The sequence below is a fragment of the Staphylococcus agnetis genome (assembly GCF_002901865.1).
GTDB lineage: Bacteria > Bacillota > Bacilli > Staphylococcales > Staphylococcaceae > Staphylococcus > Staphylococcus agnetis.
In genome coordinates this window covers 95,172-120,038 of sequence record NZ_PPQF01000025.1, presented here as the reverse complement: position 1 = coordinate 120,038, position 24,867 = coordinate 95,172, and the positions used below count along the sequence as shown (strand labels likewise).

General features: G+C 35.0%; 24 protein-coding genes and 1 pseudogene. 17 read left to right on the top strand and 8 right to left on the bottom strand.

Features of this window, described 5'->3' with window-relative positions; genetic code table 11:
- Positions 1 to 68: 68 nt before the first annotated feature.
- On the top strand, positions 69 to 1,463 hold the full coding sequence (locus CD172_RS05025) for a membrane-associated protein TcaA (protein ID WP_103345644.1): 1,395 nt from the start codon (positions 69 to 71) through the stop codon (positions 1,461 to 1,463).
- Positions 1,464 to 1,872: 409 nt separating this feature from the next.
- On the top strand, positions 1,873 to 2,430 hold the full coding sequence (locus CD172_RS05020; RefSeq protein ID WP_060551699.1) for a TetR/AcrR family transcriptional regulator: 558 nt from the start codon (positions 1,873 to 1,875) through the stop codon (positions 2,428 to 2,430).
- A gap of 90 nt (positions 2,431 to 2,520) precedes the next feature.
- Here CD172_RS05020 and CD172_RS05015 read toward each other — a convergent pair whose 3' ends face one another.
- Entirely contained in the window at positions 2,521 to 3,141 is a 621-nt protein-coding gene (locus CD172_RS05015) for a hypothetical protein (RefSeq protein ID WP_103345643.1), read from the bottom strand.
- A 329-nt stretch (positions 3,142 to 3,470) separates the two neighbouring features.
- On the opposite strand from CD172_RS05015, the gene CD172_RS05010 reads away from it, so the two are divergent.
- Positions 3,471 to 4,376 (top strand): alpha/beta hydrolase fold domain-containing protein, encoded by a 906-nt coding sequence (locus CD172_RS05010; protein ID WP_060551697.1) that lies wholly within the window; start codon positions 3,471 to 3,473, stop codon positions 4,374 to 4,376.
- Positions 4,377 to 4,613: 237 nt separating this feature from the next.
- Here the strand turns inward: CD172_RS05010 and CD172_RS12940 are convergent.
- A pseudogene (locus CD172_RS12940) lies at positions 4,614 to 4,697 on the bottom strand (hypothetical protein); the annotation flags it as partial.
- Between CD172_RS12940 and CD172_RS05005 the strand changes: the two are divergent.
- The gene (locus CD172_RS05005) at positions 4,657 to 5,646 is read left to right on the top strand and encodes a PTS sugar transporter subunit IIC (RefSeq protein WP_234022025.1); all 990 of its coding nucleotides are present in this window, start codon (positions 4,657 to 4,659) and stop codon (positions 5,644 to 5,646) included. The pseudogene CD172_RS12940 and the gene CD172_RS05005 sit on opposite strands and share 41 nt — an antisense overlap.
- 519 nt (positions 5,647 to 6,165) lie before the next feature.
- Here the strand turns inward: CD172_RS05005 and CD172_RS05000 are convergent.
- Positions 6,166 to 6,645, bottom strand: a complete 480-nt coding sequence (locus CD172_RS05000) for a thioesterase family protein (RefSeq protein WP_103345641.1) — start codon at positions 6,643 to 6,645, stop codon at positions 6,166 to 6,168.
- A gap of 141 nt (positions 6,646 to 6,786) precedes the next feature.
- Here CD172_RS05000 and fni point away from each other — a divergent pair, with 141 nt between their 5' ends.
- Together fni and CD172_RS04990 are read left to right on the top strand one after the other, a co-directional pair.
- Complete coding sequence (fni, locus tag CD172_RS04995) at positions 6,787 to 7,803, top strand: type 2 isopentenyl-diphosphate Delta-isomerase (protein WP_404829333.1); 1,017 nt, start codon at positions 6,787 to 6,789, stop codon at positions 7,801 to 7,803.
- 324 nt (positions 7,804 to 8,127) lie between these two features.
- Positions 8,128 to 9,330: a GTP-binding protein gene (locus CD172_RS04990; protein ID WP_037566615.1), complete on the top strand. Its 1,203-nt coding sequence runs from the start codon at positions 8,128 to 8,130 to the stop codon at positions 9,328 to 9,330.
- A 29-nt stretch (positions 9,331 to 9,359) separates the two neighbouring features.
- Here CD172_RS04990 and gltS read toward each other — a convergent pair whose 3' ends face one another.
- Positions 9,360 to 10,571 carry a sodium/glutamate symporter gene (gene gltS / locus CD172_RS04985; RefSeq protein ID WP_060551692.1) on the bottom strand — a complete coding sequence of 404 codons (1,212 nt, stop codon included), beginning with the start codon at positions 10,569 to 10,571 and terminating at the stop codon, positions 9,360 to 9,362.
- Between the two features lie 152 nt (positions 10,572 to 10,723).
- Positions 10,724 to 11,548, bottom strand: coding sequence for an AraC family transcriptional regulator (locus CD172_RS04980; RefSeq protein ID WP_103345639.1), 825 nt, complete (start codon positions 11,546 to 11,548; stop codon positions 10,724 to 10,726).
- A 129-nt stretch (positions 11,549 to 11,677) separates the two neighbouring features.
- On the opposite strand from CD172_RS04980, the gene CD172_RS04975 reads away from it, so the two are divergent.
- Positions 11,678 to 12,523 (top strand): hypothetical protein, encoded by an 846-nt coding sequence (locus CD172_RS04975; RefSeq protein WP_103345638.1) that lies wholly within the window; start codon positions 11,678 to 11,680, stop codon positions 12,521 to 12,523.
- Between the two features lie 135 nt (positions 12,524 to 12,658).
- On the top strand, positions 12,659 to 13,981 hold the full coding sequence (locus tag CD172_RS04970) for a Na+/H+ antiporter NhaC family protein (protein WP_037566621.1): 1,323 nt from the start codon (positions 12,659 to 12,661) through the stop codon (positions 13,979 to 13,981).
- Positions 13,982 to 14,020: 39 nt separating this feature from the next.
- Here the strand turns inward: CD172_RS04970 and CD172_RS04965 are convergent, their stop codons facing one another.
- Positions 14,021 to 14,629 carry a DNA-3-methyladenine glycosylase gene (locus tag CD172_RS04965; RefSeq protein WP_103345637.1) on the bottom strand — a complete coding sequence of 203 codons (609 nt, stop codon included), beginning with the start codon at positions 14,627 to 14,629 and terminating at the stop codon, positions 14,021 to 14,023.
- Between the two features lie 200 nt (positions 14,630 to 14,829).
- On the opposite strand from CD172_RS04965, the gene CD172_RS04960 reads away from it, so the two are divergent.
- The 7 genes from CD172_RS04960 (at position 14,830) to CD172_RS04930 (ending at position 20,664) form a co-directional block, all read left to right on the top strand.
- A complete protein-coding gene (locus tag CD172_RS04960) occupies positions 14,830 to 15,477 on the top strand; it encodes a DUF805 domain-containing protein (RefSeq protein ID WP_103345636.1) in 648 nt (215 codons plus the stop codon).
- 448 nt (positions 15,478 to 15,925) lie between these two features.
- Positions 15,926 to 16,594: a DUF805 domain-containing protein gene (locus tag CD172_RS04955; protein WP_103345635.1), complete on the top strand. Its 669-nt coding sequence runs from the start codon at positions 15,926 to 15,928 to the stop codon at positions 16,592 to 16,594.
- 172 nt (positions 16,595 to 16,766) lie between these two features.
- The gene (locus CD172_RS04950) at positions 16,767 to 17,666 is read left to right on the top strand and encodes an ABC transporter ATP-binding protein (protein ID WP_103345634.1); all 900 of its coding nucleotides are present in this window, start codon (positions 16,767 to 16,769) and stop codon (positions 17,664 to 17,666) included.
- Positions 17,659 to 18,891, top strand: coding sequence for an ABC transporter permease (locus tag CD172_RS04945; RefSeq protein WP_103345633.1), 1,233 nt, complete (start codon positions 17,659 to 17,661; stop codon positions 18,889 to 18,891). The genes CD172_RS04950 and CD172_RS04945 overlap by 8 nt, the downstream gene beginning before the upstream one ends.
- A 173-nt stretch (positions 18,892 to 19,064) precedes the next feature.
- Positions 19,065 to 19,391, top strand: coding sequence for a YnfA family protein (locus CD172_RS04940; RefSeq protein WP_103345654.1), 327 nt, complete (start codon positions 19,065 to 19,067; stop codon positions 19,389 to 19,391).
- Positions 19,392 to 19,423: 32 nt separating this feature from the next.
- Positions 19,424 to 20,431, top strand: a complete 1,008-nt coding sequence (locus tag CD172_RS04935) for an aldose epimerase family protein (protein ID WP_060552505.1) — start codon at positions 19,424 to 19,426, stop codon at positions 20,429 to 20,431.
- Positions 20,432 to 20,463: 32 nt separating this feature from the next.
- Positions 20,464 to 20,664, top strand: coding sequence for a helix-turn-helix transcriptional regulator (locus tag CD172_RS04930; protein WP_060551685.1), 201 nt, complete (start codon positions 20,464 to 20,466; stop codon positions 20,662 to 20,664).
- 102 nt (positions 20,665 to 20,766) lie between these two features.
- Here the strand turns inward: CD172_RS04930 and CD172_RS04925 are convergent, their stop codons facing one another.
- Entirely contained in the window at positions 20,767 to 21,417 is a 651-nt protein-coding gene (locus tag CD172_RS04925; protein ID WP_103345632.1) for an MOSC domain-containing protein, read from the bottom strand.
- A 127-nt stretch (positions 21,418 to 21,544) separates the two neighbouring features.
- Between CD172_RS04925 and CD172_RS04920 the strand changes: the two genes are divergently transcribed.
- Positions 21,545 to 22,234: a ribose 5-phosphate isomerase A gene (locus tag CD172_RS04920; protein ID WP_060551683.1), complete on the top strand. Its 690-nt coding sequence runs from the start codon at positions 21,545 to 21,547 to the stop codon at positions 22,232 to 22,234.
- Between the two features lie 127 nt (positions 22,235 to 22,361).
- Here the strand turns inward: CD172_RS04920 and sdpC are convergent, their stop codons facing one another.
- Positions 22,362 to 23,396, bottom strand: coding sequence for a peptidoglycan release complex CPBP-like subunit SdpC (sdpC, locus tag CD172_RS04915; protein ID WP_103345631.1), 1,035 nt, complete (start codon positions 23,394 to 23,396; stop codon positions 22,362 to 22,364).
- Between the two features lie 313 nt (positions 23,397 to 23,709).
- Between sdpC and hutG the strand changes: the two genes are divergently transcribed.
- Positions 23,710 to 24,642 carry a formimidoylglutamase gene (gene hutG, locus CD172_RS04910; protein ID WP_103345630.1) on the top strand — a complete coding sequence of 311 codons (933 nt, stop codon included), beginning with the start codon at positions 23,710 to 23,712 and terminating at the stop codon, positions 24,640 to 24,642.
- Positions 24,643 to 24,867: the final 225 nt, after the last annotated feature.

Below are 24,867 nucleotides of genomic sequence, written 5' to 3'. Positions count from 1 at the left end.
GCGGTAAGATTAAAAGTGACATAAAATAAGTTACACTACTAAGCGCTGTAAGGAGGTGTGAATGCAAAATGAAACAGTGTCCGCATTGTAACCACCATCAGCTTGGTGAAGACATGAGGTGTACCTATTGCTATCATCAAGTTTCATTTTCTAAGCAGTCATTGAAGCATACATCGCCAAAATTAAAGACAAGAGAAGAAGCTGAACAAAGTGCCAAGCAAATTAAAATGAGGCAAATGATTCCAATTGCAATTGTTGGTTTTATTCTTATTTTATTAATCATCCTATTTTTATTGTTAAGGAATTATAACTCTCCAGAAGCACAAGCAGAATTATTAGTTAACGCAATCGATAATGATGATGCTTCTAGAGTATCAACATTGCTCAGCTCTAAAGCTAATAAAGTAGGGAGAAAAGAAGCAGCAACGTATATCCAATTCATAAAAAAAGAAATTGGCATGCGTCAATTTGAAAAAAATGTCTACCATACTGTACATCAATTGGACAAAAACAGTACAGTAGGTAAATATATTAAGACAAAAGATCATGTCGATGTTTTACGTATTAGTAAAAATGGGCGTCGATATTTAATATTTGATAATTTAAGTTTTCAAGCTCCTACAAAACAAGCAGAAGTCAAAGCGAACTTAGATGCGACGTATCATTTTGAAGCAGACGGCCGTCCTAAAAATGTAGTTGCTAAAAAGGGACAAACCGTCTCATTAGGAAATTACATACCAGGAGATTATGTCATCCCTGCACGTAAAGAAACGGATAGGGGTACATTTGACGGGAAATTACGATTTAATTCTAAATCGAGTCAAAATGAAGTAATGAAAGTCACTGAAGATTTTGAAACGGCACAAGTCGATATCAACCTTAAAAATACAGCAGGATTAAATCAGGAGAAAACAGTGATTATAAATGGAGAAAGATTACCTTATACAAGTGAACAAGGTTTCGGACCTTTTCCAGTAAATAAGGACTTAACGATTCAAGCAGAAGGTAAAAGTCATGGTAAAACCTTTAAAACGGAAGAGAAAGTCATCAAGAAAAATGACCTTAAAACAGTAAATGCGGTAACATTGTCTTTTGATGAATCAGAAATTGAGGAACATAATAAAGATCAGGATGATAATATTTTAAATAAAATTGATGATTTTTTTAAATCATACACAGGAACCTTAGATGAAGTAAATGATTCACATTCACCCAAAGGTTTGTCTAAATTTGTTTTAGAAGATAGTCCATTTTACGATAACTTAGTGTCAGATATCAAAAATCATCGTATTTCTTCAATTAAATCTTCTAATATAATGAATGTCAGTCGAAATGGGCAATTTTATTCTGTAATTGTTCAAAATGAGGATAATAAAGGACGCAATGAACAAGGGCATTATTTGTTAAAAGGTAACGATGACGCAGAACAATTAAAAATTGTTAACTATGAACGTTATCAATAATCCGAGCTTTACCCTTTTCACAATCGACATAAGTGTATTTTTAAATTAGCCTTCAAAGTTTATCAGAAGATGGACTTTGAAGGTTTTTCGTATGCTTAAAATTATCAGGTTATTGTATTGTTTATAAAAAGTTTAAGACAATATGAATAAGTAATTGAGTTTTTTTCAAAGATTGAAGATTAATATGTAATAAAAAAGGAATAATAATTATGCATATCTTTAGAATTAATTCACTGAATCAGTTACTATAGGATAAGTTGGGTTTTTAAGAGTTGATTAAAACTCAATTTTTCTACAGATTAGATTGATTGTAGATTAATGTATCACATGATTAAGTACCATTTTAATGTATTTATTATTTAATTACGAAATGTATAATGAATGTAAATTTTTATAAAGGGGGAATGGGGTGGTTAGAATTCAAAAGCAAGACTTACGCATTATTAAAACAATATCCAAGTTAACCGAAGTTTTAATTCTATTACTTCAAACGCATCGTTATTCAAAAATTACTATTAATCAAATCTGTAATGAAGCGAATGTGCACAGAACCACTTTTTACAAGCATTTTAAAGATAAAAATGAACTATTATTACATGTATTTGAAGCATCAACACAACCTTATTTCAAAAATGATATTAACCAAAGGATGGTTCAACCATTTACTTGTCTTGAACAAACGTTGAATCCTACGATTAGAGACATTTTAAAAATGCAAGAAAGCGATGTTAATTTTTATAAAATGTTAGTTCAATTTTTTACGCAAACTGTACATACTGATGTAAAAAGCCATATCAATGCTTTGCCACATGATCAACGTTTTCCATCAGAAGTATTTGGATATGTCCAGACAGCGATTATTTCATCTTTAAATCAGTGGCGTATTGATTCAAACACGGAATTTGATGCATCAAAAATGGACCATATTTATCAAACATTAATGCGCTATCGTTTTTCTAAATTTTAATGTAACCTTTTATTAAGAAATAAAGGATAGACGTGAAATAATGACATGTGAGGGATGTCACGATTTCACGTCTATCCTTTTTAAATAAGGTTATAGTTTAGGTCGTCTATTTCTAAAAAATAAACTTATAAAGTAGAATAATGTCGCGATACTTGAGAAAATAATCGCGTTGTGTAAACCATTTGCTTCTGTGAGTAGTGCAGATGGTTCAAGGTTTCCTAAATAGTGTGAGAATTTAGATGCTAATGCTTGAGCCGCTTCACGAATCATAAAAAGGATGGCAATCGGAATGAGTGTCGCGCATAGTGCAATCACAACGTTCAATAATTTAATCAATGTACGATTAAAAACAAGAATTAATATTGAAAGTACAATATTAATGAATACCAATATGAAAAAGACATGGATCATCATTAATAATATATTGAGGTTGCTTTCCAAGTCACGCGTATCTATTAAAGATTGATGCCCTAACTCTTGTATCACATTTTTAAACTGTTGATAGTTAACGGTTTGATCTATAAAGTTCATTTTAAATAATGTATTGAAGTACATATGATATGCAGCAATTGCTGACAATACTAATGCAATTAGTGTCAAAATAAAACTAATCCAGGAGCGACGTTTTTTAGGGTTTAATTGCGTTTTATGTAATGAATGATTATGGAATTGGTGTTCAAATTCCTGAGATGATTCGTTTGAAACTTTCATAAAGACTCCTTTCAGTTTCTTCAAATTAAAGTTAAGATTAAAATATAACACATATTATAGTATAACTTTTTATAAAATCATAGGTAAACCTAAAAGAGACGAAAAGGGTTCAGTTGACGAAGCGGTTACCGAGTAGTGATATGTGTTTAGTCGATGTTAAGTATAAAGCGCATGGTTTATAAATTGCGTTTAAGGTTGCCACAACTGTTAACGAAGTGTAGCGTTAATAATGTCATAGAAATATTTTCCAAAAATATGAAAGCATTCATACTTAAAACGTATTATAATAGAACTATTCATATTAATTAATGGTAAAGTGAGGGATTGTATTGAAACGTTACGTTATGAGTAACTTGATGGGGCGTTATTTATCTCATCAACGTCATATTAAATTTAAGTCACAAGCTGAAATCGATGCTTTTCTTGAAAAGCGAGAAGTTTTAAATAAAGAGAAACATAAACAACCGGATCAAATTAATGTGAAGTCTAATTTGGTGAAAGATATGTTTGATGATATGCAAGTCTTCCGTTTCAATTTTGGTCATCACATAAAAAATAAAATTCTTTACATATATGGTGGTACTTTTGTATTGCAACCCTCTGTTTTTCATTGGCGGTTTATGGATAAACTCGCATATGAGACGTTACACGAAGTCGTATTACCAATTTATCCAAAAGCACCTGAATATACGTATAAAGAGACTCATGAAGCCATTGAACAAGCGTATCGTCGCTTATTAAAAGAAACAGAACCTTCAAACATCGTCATTATGGGAGATAGTTCAGGTGCGAACATGGCGCTAAGCTTTGTTCAAAAACATTTAAAAGAGCAAGAATTACCTTTGCCTAGTCAAGTGTATTTAATATCACCATGGCTTGACTTATCTTTGTCTAATCCTGATATCACGGAACAGGTTCAAAAGAAAGACCCTCTGCATAATGTGTCGAGTTTACAATCGATTGCAAAAGTCTGGGCTGATGATTTGGAGATAAAACATCCTAAAATATCACCTTTATATGGACCAGTACGAGGATTGCCACCAGTATATATGTTCGGAGGCACGATTGAATTGTTTTATCCAGATATGTTGAAATTAGAATCTTATTTTAATGCAGAGTTACAGCCAATTCATTTCTATCAATACAAAGATATGGTAACTGCTTTCCCATTATATCCAATTGTAGAATCACGTAAAGTTTTGAAGCAAATACGTAAAACAATCAATCAACCGTAATGTATGGGAATACGCATTTAAAAATAATGATCATCCATCAGTCATATGTATGTGACATAATAAAATAAGTCTATTTCGTGAACGTATAACAAATAGAAATATATATAAATACATGATTGTTCCGTGCAATCATGTATTTTTTTTAGTAAAATAAAATTTGTGATGAATCATTACATCTTAGTGATCACAAAAGTTTCGAACGCAAATAGCACAAGACGATTATTGAAAGGGGTAAGGCATGGATTTATTAATAGGGACGTTGTTTTTAGTTTTAGTACTTGTGATTTTTACATTATTTACATATCGTGCGCCAAGTGGGATGCGTGCAATGGGCGCCTTAGCCAATGCGGCAATTGCTTCATTTTTAGTTGAAGCTTTTAACAAATACGTTGGCGGTCAAGTATTTGGCATAAAGTTTTTGGAACAATTAGGAGATGCGGCTGGTGGACTTGGTGGCGTGGCAGCTGCTGGTTTAACTGCGTTAGCAATTGGTGTTTCACCCGTTTATGCACTTGTTATCGCTGCAGCATGTGGAGGCATGGATTTACTACCGGGATTCTTCGCTGGATATATCATCGGTTATTTAATGAAATATACTGAGAAATATGTTCCAGATGGGTTGGATTTATTAGGAGCAGTGATTGTCATTGCACCTTTAGCACGCCTGATTGCAATTGGCTTGTCACCAGTTGTCGATAGTACGCTTATTAAAATAGGTGACATTATTAAAAGTTCAATGGATGTCAATCCAATCATTATGGGGATCATTTTAGGCGGCATTATTACAGTTGTAGGTACTGCACCATTAAGTTCGATGGCCTTAACGGCACTATTAGGATTAACAGGTGTGCCAATGGCAGTAGGGGCGATGGCTGCTTTCAGTTCTGCATTTATGAATGGGACATTATTTCACAGATTAAAATTAGGTGACCGTAAGTCAACGATTTCAGTGAGTATAGAACCTCTATCCCAAGCAGATATCGTATCCGCGAATCCGATACCTGTTTATATCACTAATTTTTTAGGCGGCGCATCAGCAGGATTAGTGATTGCGATGAGTGGCATGATAAATGATGCAACAGGTACAGCAACACCAATTGCCGGATTTTTAGTGATGTTTGGTTTTAATCATTGGAGTAGCGTTTTAATATACGGTGTGATAATGGCAGTGATTGGTACGATTTGGGGGTTTGTAGGATCATTAATTTTCAAAAATTATCCTATTGTGACTAAACAAGATATGATCGCACGTGGCGCTGTAGACGCATAAAACAATGGGATTAGGACATACATCATTAAACCTATGATTGTCCCTAACGCCTCGCTTTTCTAGGCGCCTTACCTCAACTAGGGAGCATTACAGAAATCTAATTGATTTCGTTGTAATGCCCGCCGGTGCATGAAGACGTTAGAAATGAAATGAATTACGTCTTCAGTACACCTATGAACATGCGTGAATAGGTGGTCAATAGCCTAATTGCGGAAAGCTTTTAAGCGCATACGCAATCCAGTCAGCTACTGCCTTATATATTGTAAAAGCCAATAGTCTTAGATTGTTGCTCTCAAAATGGATTTTCGGTTGCGGCTATATGCCTCAGAAGTCTCGGCTAAGGGATCAATCACAATGCATCATAGTGTCCTTCACTAAGACTAAACCGATATATAGATAAAAAATAGCTAACAAAGTTCACGTATAAATGAATTTTGTTAGCTTATTTTAAATTAATAAATTTGCTATCTGCCAGCCTCGTTTTACTTAATGGGGCTCAAAGTCGTGCACAGGTCTACTTTAATTTTTGGATGGAATACCTATTTGATGACCGAGCTGTTGAGGAAAATCAAGGTTACCTTGAGACTGAGCATAGGTTTGGATTTGTGCAAAGATATCGTCGGGAAATGGTGCAGGCTTTTGAGTTTTACGACTCATGCCCATCATCATCGTTTCGGCTGTCGCACAAGTTTCATTCGTATTTTCATTTATGAGTGTTAAAAAGAAATGGATCCGTTTATCGTCCATATCATAGATTGCAACTTCAATTTTAAACGGTGTTCCTTTTTTTAATTCTTTTAAATAAGAAATATGTGTTTCTAATGTAAAGACTGTATATTGACGTGCATCGCGTTCCACATTTGTTAAACCTACTTGATTGTGAAAGTGATCAATCGCTAAACTGAAAACACGTGCATATTCAGCATCATTCATATGACCATTCCGATCTATCCAAGCTTCTTGAACGTCATTTTTATCATAAAATGGAAATTGTAACATGAGTCACACTCCTTCAACAATTTTTCATTAATACTATATTAACCTATTTTATAACTTTCACGCATGTCTACACATATAAATGTGATATAGTTAAATTGATACGAGTATATGGAGGGATGCAGGTTGGTAAATCAAAGAGAGATGAGAAAAAATGAACATGTTAAATTAGCGTTAGCACAATCGTCTTTACCAATATCAGAATTTGATCGCATCCATTTTGTCCATCATGCGATCCCGAATATGAATACGCGTGATGTAACAATGGTGTCGCAATTTCCAGACTTTCAATTGTCAAAAGCATTATATATTAATGCGATGACAGGGGGATCAGATTGGACATTAGAGATCAATCAAAAATTGGCACAAGTCGCACGCGAAGTCGGTATACCCATGGCAGTGGGTAGCATGCATGCTGCGTTAAACAATGATGCAGTGAAACAGTCATTTGCGATTGTGAGACAAGAAAACCCTGATGGTGAAGTATGGGCAAACGTGAGTGCAGATGCGACACTTGAAGAGGCAAAACGTGCAATTGAGATGATAGATGCAGCGGCGCTACAAATTCACGTCAATGCCCCGCAAGAATTGGTTATGCCAGAAGGAAATAGAAACTTCGAACACTGGTCAGCATCGATTGCGAGGATTGTAGCAGGTGTTCATGTGCCAGTTATCGTGAAAGAAGTCGGCTTTGGCATGAGCTATGAAACCATTCGTTCACTGATTCAATGTGGTGTCACGTATGTTGACGTTAGTGGCAAAGGTGGTACCAATTTTGCAGCGATAGAGAATGAAAGACGGAAACTAAAGGATATGTCATATATGCAAGAATGGGGGCAGTCTACAGTTGTTTCACTATTAGAAGCACGTAATCTGAATAACCGTATTCATATTTTAGCGAGTGGGGGCATTAGAAACCCGCTTGATGCAATTAAGGCATTGCGATTAGGCGCAGAGGGCATTGGTATGTCACGTCATATTCTTCAAGTTGTTCAAGAAGAAGGTGTAGCGGCTGGCATTGATTATTTAAATGCGTTTCATGAACAGATGGTAAAAATCATGACGCTGTTAAACGTTAAGGATATCGTCTCGTTACGTCAATCTTCTATTGTAATAGATGATTACTTAAAATCATGGATTCAACAACGACAACTATACTAAGTTGAATAAAATAAATATTTCACAAGGACTGGGACACAAATCATTTCAATTTTTGGTTCCGTCTTAATGCTCCAAAAGTCTCACTTAAAGAATCAATCACAATTCATTACACGGTACATCACTAAGATTAAATTTATTTGGATAGATAATAGCCAATAAAGTTCATATATAAATGAATTTTTTTGGCTTCTTTAATTAACAGGGGCCCTATGTCCCTGTTTTTTTTTATTGTCTCAAATTTTTCTCAGTCTATTGCATTGTAATAAAATGTGGCGTATACTTTTAAATCGTAACAATTACGATTTAAAAGTGGAGGGTCTAATCATGAAGAAAGTACCAGTTACAGTTTTGAGTGGTTATCTCGGTTCAGGGAAAACAACTTTACTAAATCATATTTTAAATCAGCGTGAAGGACGACGCATCGCTGTGATTGTAAATGATATGAGTGAAGTCAATATCGATAAGGATTTAGTTGCTGAAGGTGGGGGCTTATCACGCACAGATGAAAAATTAGTAGAGTTATCTAACGGATGTATTTGTTGTACTTTACGTGAAGATTTACTAAAAGAAGTGGAACGTATCGTTGAAAAAGGGGGTATTGACCATATTGTTATTGAATCAACAGGTATTTCAGAGCCAGTACCCGTAGCACAAACATTCTCATACGTCGATGAGGAACTAGGTATTGATTTAACAGAAATCTGTCAATTAGATACAATGGTAACCGTTGTTGATGCGAATCGCTTTATAAATGATTATCAGTCTGGAGATATGTTACTTGATCGAGATCAAGCAGTAGGAGAAGAAGATGAGCGTACAGTAGCAGATTTGCTCATTGATCAAATAGAATTTTGCGATGTGCTGATCTTAAATAAAATAGATTTAGTATCAGAAGAAGATGCAAATCGTTTAGAGGCAATGTTACGTAAATTACAACCATCAGCAGAAATCATCCGAACAGTTAATTCTGAAGTATCCTTAGACAAAGTATTGGATACTGGAAAATTTGATTTCGAAAAAGCAAGTCAATCTGCAGGATGGTTACAAGAGTTAGAAGCAGGAGGGCACGAAACACATACACCTGAAACAGAAGAGTATGGTATTTCGTCCTTTGTATATAAGCGACGCTTACCCTTTCATGCTGAACGCTTTAATGAATGGTTAGAGCATATGTCTGAATCTATCGTGCGTGCGAAAGGGATTGCTTGGCTAGCACAATATAACAATGTCGCTTGTTTAGTGTCTCAAGCAGGAACAGCTGTGGACATTCATCCTGTAACATATTGGGTTGCAGCGATGCCTAAAGCGGAACGTGCGGCGATTTTACAAGAACGTGAAGATGTGCGTGCAGATTGGGATCCTGAGTATGGTGACCGTCACACACAACTTGTTATTATAGGAATCGATTTAGATAAGGCACAAATTGAAAAAGACTTGGATGCTTGTCTTTTAAATCGTCACGAAATCGATGCGGATTGGTCTCAATTAAAAAGTCCATATGAATGGGAAATTGTAAGACAATCATAAAAAAGTCTGGCACGAATGCCAGACTTTTTTTAAGGTTTAAAAATATTAATAAATGTTGTAATAATTGGTACCCCTAATAAATCAACTAAAAATGCCCCTACAATTGGTACAACAAGATAGGCTCTTGGAGAGTTACCAAACTTCTTCGTAATTGCATCTAAATTTGCCATCGCATTCGGTGTAGCACCTAAGCCGTGACCAATGAATCCACCAATCATTACGGCAGCATCATAATTTTTTCCGAGTAATCGGAAGACGATAAAGATTGAGAATAATGCCACGAAAATAATCTGACATATTACGATGATAACAAGAGGTAACGCTAAGTCGTAAATTTCCGTAATGTTAATACTCATTAACGCTAATGATAAGAAAACACCTAACGAAATATCACCAATACGGTTTGTAAATTTTAAATCAATTAAGTTTAAGTTTCCGTATTCAGAAATGTTGCGAATGATTACAGCGATAAACATTGCCGCAACATATAGTGGAATGTTAAATCCTGTTAAATCTGTAAATAATTCCCCTAAGTATGTGCCAACTGCCATACAGAATAGCAGAATGGCTATTTGAATAAAAAACACTTCCGAAAATGAAAAGCGTTTATGTAAATGTGTATTTTCATCGATTTCAGAGTAGTCTTTTTGTTCGTTTTCAATTTGTTTCGGTGCAAGATCATGTTTTTTAATTAAATAACGAACCACAGGACCTCCAATAAGACCACCTGCGACTAAACCAAGTGTTGCGGCAGCAAGTGCAGCTGTTACAGCTGAGTTAACGCCTAAGTTTTGGATAGTTTGTCCATAAGCTGCGGCGTTACCATGGCCACCTTCCATTGACATTGCCCCTGCAGTTAAACCAAGTAATGGATCAATACCTAATACTTTTGAAAGGGAAACACCAATCACGTTTTGCATTGTCGCAAGGACACCACAAAGTACCCAATAAACAATAAGGACCTTTCCACCTAACTTTAGGAGCTTAAATGAAGCACCTAAACCAATTGTAGTGAAAAAGGCTAACATGAAAAAGTCTTGGAAAAATTTTCCGTTTAATTTAATTGTTAAAATGCCTGTGCTAGATAAAATAGCTGCTAAGATTGCAAATATTAAACCACCTATTACCGGGGACGGGATACTCAAACGGTTAAATATAGCGACCCTGTTGACAATGGCGTGCCCTATGAGTAAAAGAAACACGGCAAGACACAAGGTTGATATTTCATTTAATTCAATCATGCTGGGTTATCCTCCTCGTATAAATAATGAGAGCGCTTTATACGCTCACGTCAGTTTATTATACTACATGAGAAATAAAAATCTATATTAAATTTATGTTAAAGAGATTAATACATGTTTACGTGTAAAATACCTATTTTGCAATGTTTAAATTATTTATACATCTTCCGATACGTTGAAGGGGGCATGTCAAAATGCTTACGAAACGCTTTTGAGAATAATAACGGATCATTGTATCCGACATTTTGAGCAATCTCTTGAATAGGCTTTGAAGTCGTTTTAAGCATTGAGGATGCATGGTATAACCGTAAATAGACTAGGTATTGTTGAGGCGATTGATCCATCCACGTCATAAACAATTTGTATAAATAACTGCGACTTACTTTAGCATGCTGTGCCACATCATCAATCGAAATCGTATGCATATAATGTTGATTCATATAATTCACAGCGGCTTGTACGCTAGAGTATATTTCATTAGGATGGCTTTCAAAAGGTTTAGGAGAAAGTTGTGTTAGTAAAAATAATAATTTATATAAGTCACTTAAATGGTGAATATCATCAGATGCTGTGGTTTCATAGGTGATGGCACGTTCGCATATTTGATACATTAATTTGGAAAGTTTCGAAGTATCTTGGTTTAATACGACAGGACAGTCGATGAGCGTGGTGCGTTTTAAATAGTCCATTGCTAAGTTTCCGCTAAAACCCACCCAATGATAGGTCCATGGATCATCAGTTGACGCTTCGTAATGGACACGCATGCCTTCTCGTAATAAAAACATATCTCCTGCTTTTAACTCATAAGACGTGTGTTGGTGTGTGAACGTTCCTGTTCCAGACATAATAATGTGTAATACAGCAGGCTTTACAACTGTATATTGATAACTTACATTAGGGGTGCCAATTTCAATACCACATTCATCAATATTCGCTTCAAAATGATTCTTTTTAAATAATTTCCATAATAATTGCACGAGAACAACTCCTTTAATATGGAAACATTTTACCATGTTTTTGAATGATAGTAATATATTACAAGTGAAAAAAGTGTGTTAAGTTATGAAAGTACAAAAAAGTGTAGTCTTATTTATTGGAGGTCTATTATGTATATAGAAAAAAAACGCATTACCCCTTATAAAAATCAAAATCGTATTTCATCTCCTAGACTTTTAACACCATTTATGAATAAACAAGAATATTTTAATATATCTCAAAAAGAAGAAGCGGCAGCATGTATACCTGTCCAATTTGTCAGCAAATTTGAAGATTACTCATCATTATTGCTGGACCACGTATCGCATCAAGGGCAAAAAGATAACGCCGTGGTTCCAAATGTCTGTACAACGTTAACAGCACAATTTATGGTAGATGATTATGACAAAGCTCAAGATTACCATTTATATGTTCATGACATTCTATGTCCGATGCTGATTGTTATTGATGACGCCATCGTTTCTTATATAGAACCAGATGACACATATCACCGTATCGATATCACACATCTCGTTACCTCGGGTAGTCATGAATTAAAAATAATAGCTTATCAAAAATGCAATGATGCAACATATCCGTCTGCCAACATTTTACTAGATGACATCTATATTGTTACGCGTGCTTATGATCGTATAGAAGATTTTGATATATATTGTCAATATGAATCTGAAACAGGTTTGTTACAACCTACCTTAAATATTAAAGATATCGAAGGTGCACCTCAAATCACTTACAGTATTCTTGATCAGTTTGGAGAAACGTTAGTTACAGATGAGGTCAATATTGATCAATCGAACCGTTTGAATCTCAACGCGATTACTTTAGATGACAGTACTATTCATCATTTAACTTTAATGCTCGAAACGCAAGATGAAGTCATCATGCATGAATTAATGATGAAATTTGTGATGCCTACTATAGAAGCACAACACCCTACAAAAGTATTTACGATGTAGTAAAAACAAGTGTACAAGTGAATATTAAAGGGTGTATACGCATACAATTTTAACTTTAAAAAAAGTTAGACTTGTCAAATTGTTATATGGGTGTATAATTCATATCATAAAACTATGGATTAAGGAGCGTCACCCATGTCAAACGAATTACGAAGTCAGAAACATTATGGGGCATTAGCGTTATTGCCATTGGTTGTATTTTTAATTATATATGTTGGTGTAGGATTATTTTTTACAATCATAGGAAAAGACGAAGCATTTAATCAACTACCGAGACATGTTGCGATTATGATTGCCATTGCCATCGCTTGGCTCGCTTATGATAGACGTACCCCTTTAGCAAAAAAAGTAAAAATCTTTACTGAAAATGCTGGGTCGTCAGGTATCGCTGAATTAGGATTGATTTTATTACTTGCAGGGGCATTTGCAAGTGCAGCGAGCGCATCAGGCGGTCAAGACGCATTAGTTAATATGGGATTGTCAATAATACCACCTAGTTTATTAATTCCAGGTATTTTTGCGATGAGTGCATTTGTAGCTACGGCAATGGGCACATCAACCGGCACACAAGCTGCGTTTTTACCTATCGGCATTGCAGTCGCACAATCTGCAGATTTAAATGTTGCAGCGGCTGCAGCGGCTGTGATTGCTGGTGCGTATTTTGGGGACAATTTATCGATTATTTCTGATACTACGATTGCAGCAACTACAGGGGTAGGCGCAAATATGAAAGATAAATTTAAAGCGAATTTTATGATTGCATTACCCGCTGCGGTCATTACGTTTATTATTTATGCGATTGTAGGAGGCACAGGTAAGATTAAAGGTGACTTGTCCTTCAATTTCTTCGATATCATCCCGTATCTATTTGTATTAATTGCCGCAATTGCCGGCATGAATGTCATGTTTGTTTTACTTTCAGGGATTGTATTAACAGGCATTATCGGTATGATTCGTGGTCATTTGCACTTCTTTGAATGGACAGCCAAAGTTGGAGAAGGTATGGAATCTACGTTTAGTATCTTTTTAGTGGCCTTCTTAATTTCTGGGCTTGTCGCATTGATTCGATATTACGGTGGTATTGATTGGATTGTCGAAACGATGAAAAAGCAAGCACGTGGGCGCAAAAGTGCTGAGTATGCAATGGGGATTTTATCGGGTATTTTATCAGCAGCGCTCGTTAACAATGTCGTTGCAATTTTAATTGCAGCACCTATCGCTAAAGAAATTGGCGATGCTTCACAAATTCCGCCGAAACGGATGGCAAGTATTTTGGATATCTTTGCCGCAAGTGCTTTAATGGTGTTACCTCACGATAGTGGAATGTTAATGGCCGAACAATTCGGCAATGTGTCTTATTTAGAAGTACTCCAATATTCATTTTATCCAGTTATTTTAATATTATGTACTTTTATATCAATTCATTTAGGTATGTTTAAAGGAAAGAAAGCAGCATAATAGAAAGCGCACGCGAACGAATCATCGCGTGCGTTTTTTCTATTTCCAAGTCTCATCAGGGTGTATATAATCCCGTTTACGTTGGTGAGAGACGTAAGGATTACCGTGCACAGTATATCTTAAAGGTTTATGTGTCCATTGACCTTTATTAGGAATACCAATACGTGGACTTTCAACGATGTTGCGTGGATATTTACGGTTTTTTGTATCTATTTTTAAACGGCCTTCATTGAGCCGAGTGCCATCTATAGTACGTGGAATTTGCATCGCAGTAGTAAATTTACCGGGTCCATTTGTGAGCTCATAACCTGATTTACCTCGATTTTGAATCATCATTTCAATGCCATCCTCTGGTTCTATTGCACGAATCAGTACGCCTTCTGGAACACCTTTTGCTTGAGTAACAAAATTAATGAGCAGATAACGGTGCATCATATGACCATAAATGGTTCCACCTAACTGATAAAGCGAACGTACTTTAGGTGTTTGTTTACCTTTATAGCCATGTGCGGCTTGATCTTCAAAACCTAAATACGCTTCCGTCTCTACGATGTAACCCGTATAAGTCATTTGATTACTCTCATAAATGAGTTTAACGCCAAGTAAGTCTTTCGCAACCTCTGTCGTAGGTCGGTGAATAAAATCCATAATGAACTGCCTCCAATAAGTCATTACTGTAAGTGTAACGAAAAGAACACGTTGCGTAAAAGGAGAACACCTAAATTTATTATAATCTTAATCATAAGCATTATTATTGTTAAAAATCAATATTTAATTTTTAACAAAAGTTTAATATACTTAGGGTAAGGTTTTATATGGATTAAAATTTAAAAGGGGGACTATCTTCTATGATAGCAACACCGCAAGTAGGTTTTTTAGAAGCTTTTAAGCTCTTTTGGTTGAACTATATTAACTTTAAGGGTCGTAGTCGACGTAGTGAGTATTGGTGGGTCATGTTATGGCATATCATTATACTTCTACCATTTAATTTTTTAAATGGCTTAGCATCTGCCATTTCAGATGAATTAAGTTACATAATTCTAACCATTATCATCTTGTATTATATAGTAACGTTTCTTCCTAATTTGGCACTCACAGCGAGACGTTTTCATGATTACGGCTTTTCAATGTTAGTACCGATCATTAATATAATTGTGTGTATTTTAGGCTATTTGAACTTAATAATAGTAGTAAGTTCAATGGTTGGCCTAATCGCAAGTTCTTCATCAACTTTTGGTGTGATAGCATTAAATTTTTTAATCCTTTTTATCATTGCTTCGTTTGGCTTACAAATTTTTATATTAGTGATTAGTGTTATGGATAGTAAAGAGGAAGCGAACAAGTATGGACCTTCACCTAAGTATGTGCAGTATGAAGCATCATACATAGAACCTAATCAGGGCAACATGCATCAACAAACGCATCAACCTATAACATCTAATGAAGAAGGATTACCTCAGAAAGACAATTACAACACGGATCATAAAAATATGTAATTATAAAAGATGCAGAACAACAATCACTACGATGATTGTTCTGCTTTTTTATATTTTAAAATCAACTGCTATAAGAGCCGTTATTGAATTTCAACTAGGATTTTATATGGAATGTTGTAATAAAACATATTAACTTTCCATTCATTTTCCTAACTAAATGTATTTAACGGTTGGTAAGTAAACTTTGAAGTTCAATTATCTATAGAAAGTAACGGCGTATTAGGGAAAGTTTCAGTAATTGTTAAGAAAAACCATCTGACAATGACGTTCAAAGTCTCGTGCATACAAAAGTTAAGAGTTTATATAAGAAAAAATCACAAATATCACTACAAATCTTAAAAAGAAATCTTTATTGTTGTCAGTAATCCATATTTATTTTTAAATGAACATTTAATATACTTATGTTGAAGATTTATATAGATTACAATTTAAGGGAGATTGATTTTTTATGTATGCAACATCGCAAATAGGTTTTTTAAAAGCATTTAAACTTTTTTGGTTGAACTATTGCAACTTTCAGGGGCGTGCGCGTCGTAGTGAATTTTGGTGGGTTGTGTTGTGGCATACAATAATACTATTACCATTTTATTTTTCAATTTCCTATGCATCTGCCATTACAATTGAATTAGGGTACTTAATTCGAATGATTACCTTATTTTATCTTACAGTAACGTTCATCCCTAACTTGGCACTCACAACGAGACGTTTGCATGATTACGGCTTTTCAATATTAGCACCGATCATTACAATAGTTGCTTGGATTTTGTCTTTTTTGTCTTTTATGTATGCAATATTTACGATATTTGATCCATATGCAACTGATACGGGACATTCGATAGAGAATAGTGCTTTTTTCTTGTCATTTATTATGTTGATTGTCGCGTTAAGCTTACATATTTTTATATTAGTGATTAGTGTTATGGATAGTAAAGAGGAAGCGAACAAGTATGGACCTTCACCTAAGTATGTGCAGTATGAAGCACCATACATAGCTCCAAAACAGGGTGACATAACTGATAACGGAAACGAAACAGAAGCAGCACGTGAAAATATAAATACAACTAATGAGGAAACTCCTCTAAAAGAGAATCACAACATGGATAACAAAAAAATGTAATTACAAAAGATGCAGAACAACAATCACCACGATGGCTGTTCTGCTTTTTATATTTTCTTAAATTAAAGGTATCTTTATGTAAACTATATAAGTCTTTTTGACAAATATATTTGTCAAATCAAAGCGTGTTATAGTATACTTACATTATCAAATAGAGAAAGGGCGATACGCTATGTCATTAAAGGTGGCGCATGTCAGCAAGAAGTTTAAAGATATCACAGCCGTCGATGATATTTCTTTCGAGCTTGAAACGGGTAAAATGTTAGGGTTTTTGGGACGAAATGGTGCAGGTAAAACGACGACATTTCGTATGATTTTAGGATTAACTGAACCGTCAGAAGGTGAGATTTATTTTAACGGTGAGACGATTAAGGCTTCCCATTATGATGTAATCGGTTATTTACCTGAAGAACGTGGCTTACATGCGAAATTAAAAGTTGAAGAAGAGTTAACGTATTTGGCAACGCTAAAAGGGATGCATAAAAAAGAAATTAAACGCGCGATTGACTATTGGTTAGAACGATTTCATATTACTGAACATCGAAACAAAAAAATTGAATCTTTATCAAAAGGGAATCAACAGAAAGTGCAACTTCTTGCGAGTATGATTCATGAACCTCAGTTGCTTATTTTGGACGAACCCTTTAGTGGTCTTGATCCAGTCAATGTTGAATTGTTAAAAAAAGCCGTAATTGAATTGAATCAAAAGGGAACGACCATCATTTTTAGTTCACATCGCATGGAACATATCGAAGAATTGTGTGATGACGTATGCATTTTAAATAGAGGACAAATGGTAGTACAAGGGCCAATTCAAACGGTGAAACGTAACAGTGGTTATCAGCGTGTAGTTATCGAATCCACATTTAATTTAGACGACTTAAAAGATGTCCCTGGTGTGATTGATACAAAACATACACCTCAAAAATATGTTTTCATTATTGAAAATGAAGATGTAGCGAAAGTATTATATTCCAAAATACAAACATTTGGATATGTGAAACATTTTGAAGTGCTTGATCCAACAATTCAAGAAATTTTTATTGAAAAAGTGGGTGATCATCATGCATAAGTTTTTAGCGACATTCAAATTAACCTATTTCAGTAAACTTAAATCAAAAGCCTTTGTTATTACAACATTATTATTTATGTTAGCAATTATTGGGATAGCCAATGCAGACAAAATTATAAAAATGTTTGATGATGGTCAGAATCACATTGCGATTGTTACTCAAGATAATCAAGTGTTTAACTATATTAAAAAAACGAATGAAGCATTACATAAAGACACAACTTATAAGAAACTTTCAGCATCTAAAGTTGATCAAGCATTAAAAGATGAAAAGATTGATCAAGCTTATATTATTAATACAGATGACGGCCGTTTATCGGCAACAATTAAAGCGAGTAAAGCACCGTCTGAAGAAGAGCAAAAAAAGCTTCAAACTGTTTTAACACAATATCAATCACAACAAGTCGCTCAAAAATTAGGACTGTCAGCTCAAGAACAAAAACAATTATTTACACCAAGTAATGTGGATACAAAAGTGATTAAAGTGGGAGAAGGACAATCAATTAACCAAAATGAAAAAGATTTTAGTTCCTTTATTGTAATGCTAGGCAGTTTCTTAATGATGTTTATTATTTTGAATTATGCGAATCAAATTGCAATGGAAGTCGCAACTGAAAAAACATCAAGAGTATCTGAAATGATAATTACCAGTGTGAAACCCTCACTTCATATTATTGCTAAAATTTCAGGGGTGCTCGCCGTTGCGTTGACACAAATTGTTGCGATTGCTGCAACCATTGTTGCATGTATCATCTTTTTTGATCTTGGGAAAAAATTAAAAGGGTTGGACTTTATGCTCACACCGAACATTACAAGATTGATTGTTTTTGGCATCATCTTTTTATTAATAGGTGTGTTCACATATGTCGTTTTTGCAGCCATATTAGGTAACTTAACCGCAAGAATTGAAGATATGGGTCAAACGTTAATGCCATTAACGATGTTGATGCTTGCGAGTTTTTATACGGGCTACTTTAGTGCGGTTACAAACCCAGATAACCTTTTCGTTAAAATTATGAGTTATGTTCCATTTTTCTCACCATTTGTTACATTTGCGAGATTATCAATTCCTGAAACACCAACTTATGAAGGAATTATCGCAATAGTAATTCACATTGTGCTCATTATGGTGCTTTTCTACTTTGCAACAAAATCATATCAAAATGCAGTACTTACTTTTGAAAAAGGTTGGTGGAAAGCATTAAAACGGGCACTTCAAAAATAAAAGATAAATGGTAGATATTCATTCGAATCTGTCTCGTGAATGACCATATAAGTCTTCAAATCTCGTATATATGCGATATTTGAAGGCTTTTTTAAATGACACAAAAAATTCTATCCACAAGTATTGTTGAAACTGATACAATATAAAAAAGTATTTGAGGTGGAATCATGGGCATTTTTTATCCCATCGCGATATTCATTTTAGCCGGTTTCTGTGAAATAGGTGGGGGTTATCTGATTTGGCTATGGTTAAGAGATGATAAGCCGATGTGGTTAGGTTTAGCCGGAGGAATGATTCTAATGCTTTACGGCATGATTGCAACGTTTCAAAGTTTTCCGACATTTGGACGTGTGTACGCTGCTTATGGTGGCGTCTTCATTATCTTAAGTTTACTGTGGGCACACTGGATTGACCATGAACCACCTGATAAATATGATGTTATTGGCGGTATCATTTGCATTGTAGGGGTATTAGTGATGGTGCTTCCATCAAGAGGTTGATTGGAGCGCTTTTAAAGGAGTTAGATGAAAGTATGAAAATTGGGATTGAACATCAAGCGAATGGCATAGATTTAATAAAAATACATCATAAAACCATGTCTATCGTCTTCACAAATTATGGCGCACGTATTGTCAGTTGGAAAATCGATCATAATAATATTGTTTTAGGGAATGAAGTTGAAGCGGATGAATTTTATCCTAATCATCCATATTATTTTGGTGCAACCATAGGTCGTTATGCGGGTAGAATAGACAAAGGCACCTTCACATTAAATCACCAAACGTATCATGTTGAAACAAACGCTGAAGGTCATCATTTACATGGCGGGTCTAAGGGATTATCGTCACGTTTATTTGATTATAGTATTCATCAACATGGACATGATGTGAAGGTCATTTTTACGACGCAAGTACTGAGTTCTGAGGATAATTTCCCGGGTAATATAGATGTGCGTATTGTCTTTACTTATGATGTAACCAATACTTGGACGATTGAATACTATGCAAATTCAACAGAAGATACACTATTTAATCCAACAAATCATGCTTATTTTAATTTAAATCCAGATAATAGAACAATCGATAATCATGTTTTAATAAGTGACAAAATGCATTTATTTCCTTTGAATGATGCACGGTTACCTCAGAATAAGCCGATTGATTTAATAAAAACAATGGGTGTCAATCGTATTCCGATTCAAACAATATTTCAATCACAAGATCCTAGATTACATCCTCAAATCGAACGTTTTAAAGGATTAGATCATCCTATGGAAGTTGGTAACGGAAAACTCACATTATCAAACGATAAAGTGAAATTACATGTCATTACAGATCGACCACAAATTGTAGTGTATACATTTAATTCACCAGAAAAGCGAACACATGCGAATCAGCTCTTTAAATCTCATTCTGGTATTGCATTGGAAACGCAAAGTATGCCTAATGACATACATATGTTTGGTCATAAAGCGCATTCTATCTTACGCGCCAACACACCGTTTTATTCAAAAACATCCTATCAAGTTGAACCTATGTAAAAAAAATTTTGTGCGCTAAAGGAGATGACGCAATGCGTACACGTTTAAAAGAATTACGTGCACGTGAGGGCTATAATCAAACAGAATTGGCCAAAAAAGCTGGTGTCTCAAGACAAACCATCTCACTTATTGAACGTAATGAATTTATGCCCTCTATTCTAACGGCGTTTAAAATCGCTCGAATATTTGGAGAAAAGGTAGAAGATGTATTCATATTTGATGAAGACCACTAACATCATGTGTAGTACAGCGTCACTATCATTGTAAAATATCAATCGCCCTCACAATTCATTTTAAATGAATCCTGAAGGCGATTTCTGTTTGCTATGATAATGTTATGAGCATCTAGCTAAGCGTTTTTCTAAAGTCTTACGGCGTTCTGTAGTAATAAACGGGTTTTTTATGGCATATGAGAGTTTTTCTTTATTTTTCTTGTCATTATAATACACGTCATTTAAAGCTTGAACAGATAATCGTGTGTCATTCGGAGCTTCTTTAATCAATGTTAAATTACTATCAGGATACACGAGCCCTTCTTTGATAACTCTGAAATAACAACCTGTTTTACCGGTTGCCATCATACGTTTCATGATGCCTTTATATTGATATTTACGCTGAATTTTATTACAAGGCTCCCTGATTTCTGAAACTTCTATAATTGCCTCACCGATTTGATATTGATTGCCAAAATATAAATCATTTTCATCAATATCATTTACAGAAATGTTCTCGCCAAACATTGCATATTCAGGGATAGGTGAAATCACATCTTCCCACATAGTATAGTGCGTTGTACTAAATAAGCATAGCGCTTTATCAGGACCACCGTGACCGTGGTATGCTTGTTCATCACCTTCAAAACCTAATTTAGAAAGCCAAGTGGGCGCATCAATAGGTGTTTTATCCATACCACTCTTCATAGGTTTCCCATCGTAATGTAACGTTTTAATTTTACCTGCGCAAATCGCCTGGATTGTGTAATTCATCAATGAACCTCCTTGTCTTTCAATAAATATATTGTATATGAAAAAATGTAAAACGTCTTGTAGTGGGTGCCATTATGGTGCATATTCATGTAAAATAAAAGTATAAAATAAATCAAGGGAGCGTCATTTGATGGATACGAAACAACTTAAATTAATGACTTTAACAGATGCTGTTGAACGTATTGAAGATGGTATGATTCTAGGTATTGGAACAGGTAGTACGATTGAGTTATTAGTTCCCGAAATCGCCAAACTTATCGAAAAAGGCTATGAACTTAAAGGCGTATGTACCTCAGAACGTACGGCATATCAAGCGAAAGCTCTGAACATTCCTATACTAGACATTAATGATGTTGAAAAGATTGATTTAGCTATTGATGGTGCTGATGAAATTGATCCAAATTTAAATTTAATCAAAGGTGGCGGAGGTGCATTATTTAGAGAGAAAGTCATAGATGCATTTGCGACACGTTTTATCGTTTTAGCTGACCAAACGAAATGTGTATCTTACTTAGGTGAGACATTTAAACTACCTGTAGAAGTCGACCAATTTAACTGGTATCAACTTGGTAAACAAATTGAAGCCGCTTATCCTGTAAAAGCCTATCGTCGTATGGTTGAAGATACGCCATTGATTACAGATAATGGGAATTATATTTTAGATGTTGAAATGACATCTCAGATTGATCCATATGCGTTTCATGAATACCTTATTCATTTAACAGGCGTATTAGAAACTGGGTATTTCTTAGATATTGCGGATGAGGCGATAGTTGGGACAGAAACGGGTGTAAAAATTTTAACGAAATCACACTAATTAAAAGCACTTATTTTTAAAGTACAGGTCTATATATCAATAATGAGAAAATATAAAAACCTTCAACGTTCACTCAAGTGAATTTTGAAGGTTTTTGAAATATTTAGCTATTGTTTTTTAAGTTCATTTAACGACGTATATGTCTATGTTGACGGTTGAATGATTGTGGTTCATCTTCCTGAACAATTGCACGTGCACGTGTTTCTTCACTCACATGTGCATTTTGGTCATGCGTTTCCGTCGTTAATGCTTCATGTTCTGTATCGTTCTCATGATTTTCAGTTTCAGAGGTATCGTGAGCATGTCTCGCTGCATTGTCCGCTTCCTCAATTTCAGCTTCGCGGGACTGCTTATTAAACATCGGCGTATCATCGTCATCGCCTTCATGACGGGGCATGATAAGTCGCTTAATTAAACTGAAAAGTATCACGATGATGGCAATTGCTGCTGTTGCATAGGCAAGGACTTGCATAGAAAAGACATCGCCAATCTCTTCACTAAAGAAAAACACTTTGGCGAATGACATTGCCGCATGGAAGAGGGTAGCAATATAAATGGCATGACCCCCTGTACCTCTAACAAGTTCACCAACAAGCATTGAAAATGAGAAAACATAAATTGCACTGTACATCGTATATGGCATACCAAACGCAGTGTTAACATCCCAAATGAGGTAAAGTAAACTGACACCAACATTTGCGATTAAAAATGGTAAACGTCTTTCAACGATATTGAGCAAGTACGCACGAAAACCGGACTCAATGAAAAATGCCATAAAAAGATGTCCGATTAATATAGTCCAAACGGTTTCTGATAAATCTTTTGCTTGTAATAAAATAAAGCTATTACCATACGTGTTAAAGCTATACATACCAATAATAAAAATTACTAAAGGTAATGTTAAGGCAAGGATAAGGCGTTCAATCACTTTTAAATTGATGCCTAATTTGAAACCTTCAAGCTGTTCTTTTTTATGCTTAAAGATGAGTATACAAACAATTGCAGCAATAAATGGTCCTAAACTATTTAGTGAAAACACAAAGTTTTTTAAACCAGATGCTTGTTGAAAATCTCTTAAAATTATCGGGCTCGCATATGCAATAACAAAGAAAATGAATATCGTCAATGCCCATTGAAAGCCAGATATACGAGAATGCTTCATAGTTAATCCTCCATATTCAAGGTACGCAAAATTATCATTTTTAATAATATGAAACGCACTAAGTACAAATCATATCAAGTCAATATTAGAATCTAGCTTACATTATAACGGTATATTTACAATAAATAAATTGATGCATGAAATTATCATCTAATTGTAATAAAAGTATAACCTTGAAAGCGTTTTTATATTGAATTAAACAGGGTATAATATAGAGGTATTATGATTAGAAACCACGCTTAGCTGTAGGTCAGATGATAATAGTAGTCATGAAATCTCACGTTATTGATTCTATTGAAAGGGGATGCTTAAAATGTACCAATCGCCACAACGTCATGTATGGACGGGGAGATTAGATAGTGCAGTCGAACGTGAATCTTTTCGCCATTTTCAAACCATACATTTCGGTGATATTCATAATATCGCGTCACAAGCCAATGGTATCGCGTTATTCGGTTATGCAGTTGATAAAGGTGTTGAATTAAATAAGGGACGCACAGGTGCAAAAGATGGTCCGGACGCTATTAAGAAAGCTTTCGCTAATCTTCCTGCTGCGACGGAAACGTCCATTATCGATTATGGCAATTTAACACATAGTCAATCACAACTTATTGAGACTCAAAAAATATTTGGTACATATGTGCATCAATTAATCAAAAATCACCAGCGTACTTTTTTGTTAGGCGGGGGACATGACATCGCTTATGCTCAGTATTTAGGTGTGCGAGCTGCATACCCAAATCAATCTATAGGCGTTATTAATATAGATGCGCATTTTGATACGCGCAAAGAAGCGGAGTCAACATCAGGCACAAGTTTTCGACAAATGATAGAAGAAGATTCCAATTTAGATTACTTTGTCATAGGTATTCAAAGACCTGGGAATACATCGAGTTTATTTCGTTATGCGGAAGAAACGCAAACTCAGTATGTTTTAGCAGATGAACTAGTGGAACATATTGATCCACGGATTAAAGATAAAATCGAGCACTTTATTACACACCATGACGTCATTTTATTTACAATTTGTATGGATGTGATAGATAGCGCCTATGCACCCGGGGTTAGTGCAAGTGCTGTACTCGGTTTGACACCCCATTGTGTACTCTCGTTAGCCAAACGTATTCTTCAATTTGATAATGTGACGACAGTAAGTATCGCAGAGATGAACCCTACTTATGATGTCGATCAACGTACCGCTAAACTTATTGGTCAATTCTTGTCTCATTTTATCCACTATTCGTAAAATCGATATTTAGACAAGTACAGTCGTGTTAGGCGCCAAAATGAGCCAGCTGCAGTCATTAAATATGAGTGTGGCTGGCTTTTTGATGATTTAAAAAGGTTGGACTCAATGCTTGACAATGAGTGATTTATTGAGAGATTTCTCAAATTTATAATCTTTAAGCATGTCGAGAATGACTCGAGTGCCGTAGGAAAGCGCTCAAAATCTTAAAACATTGCATCATGA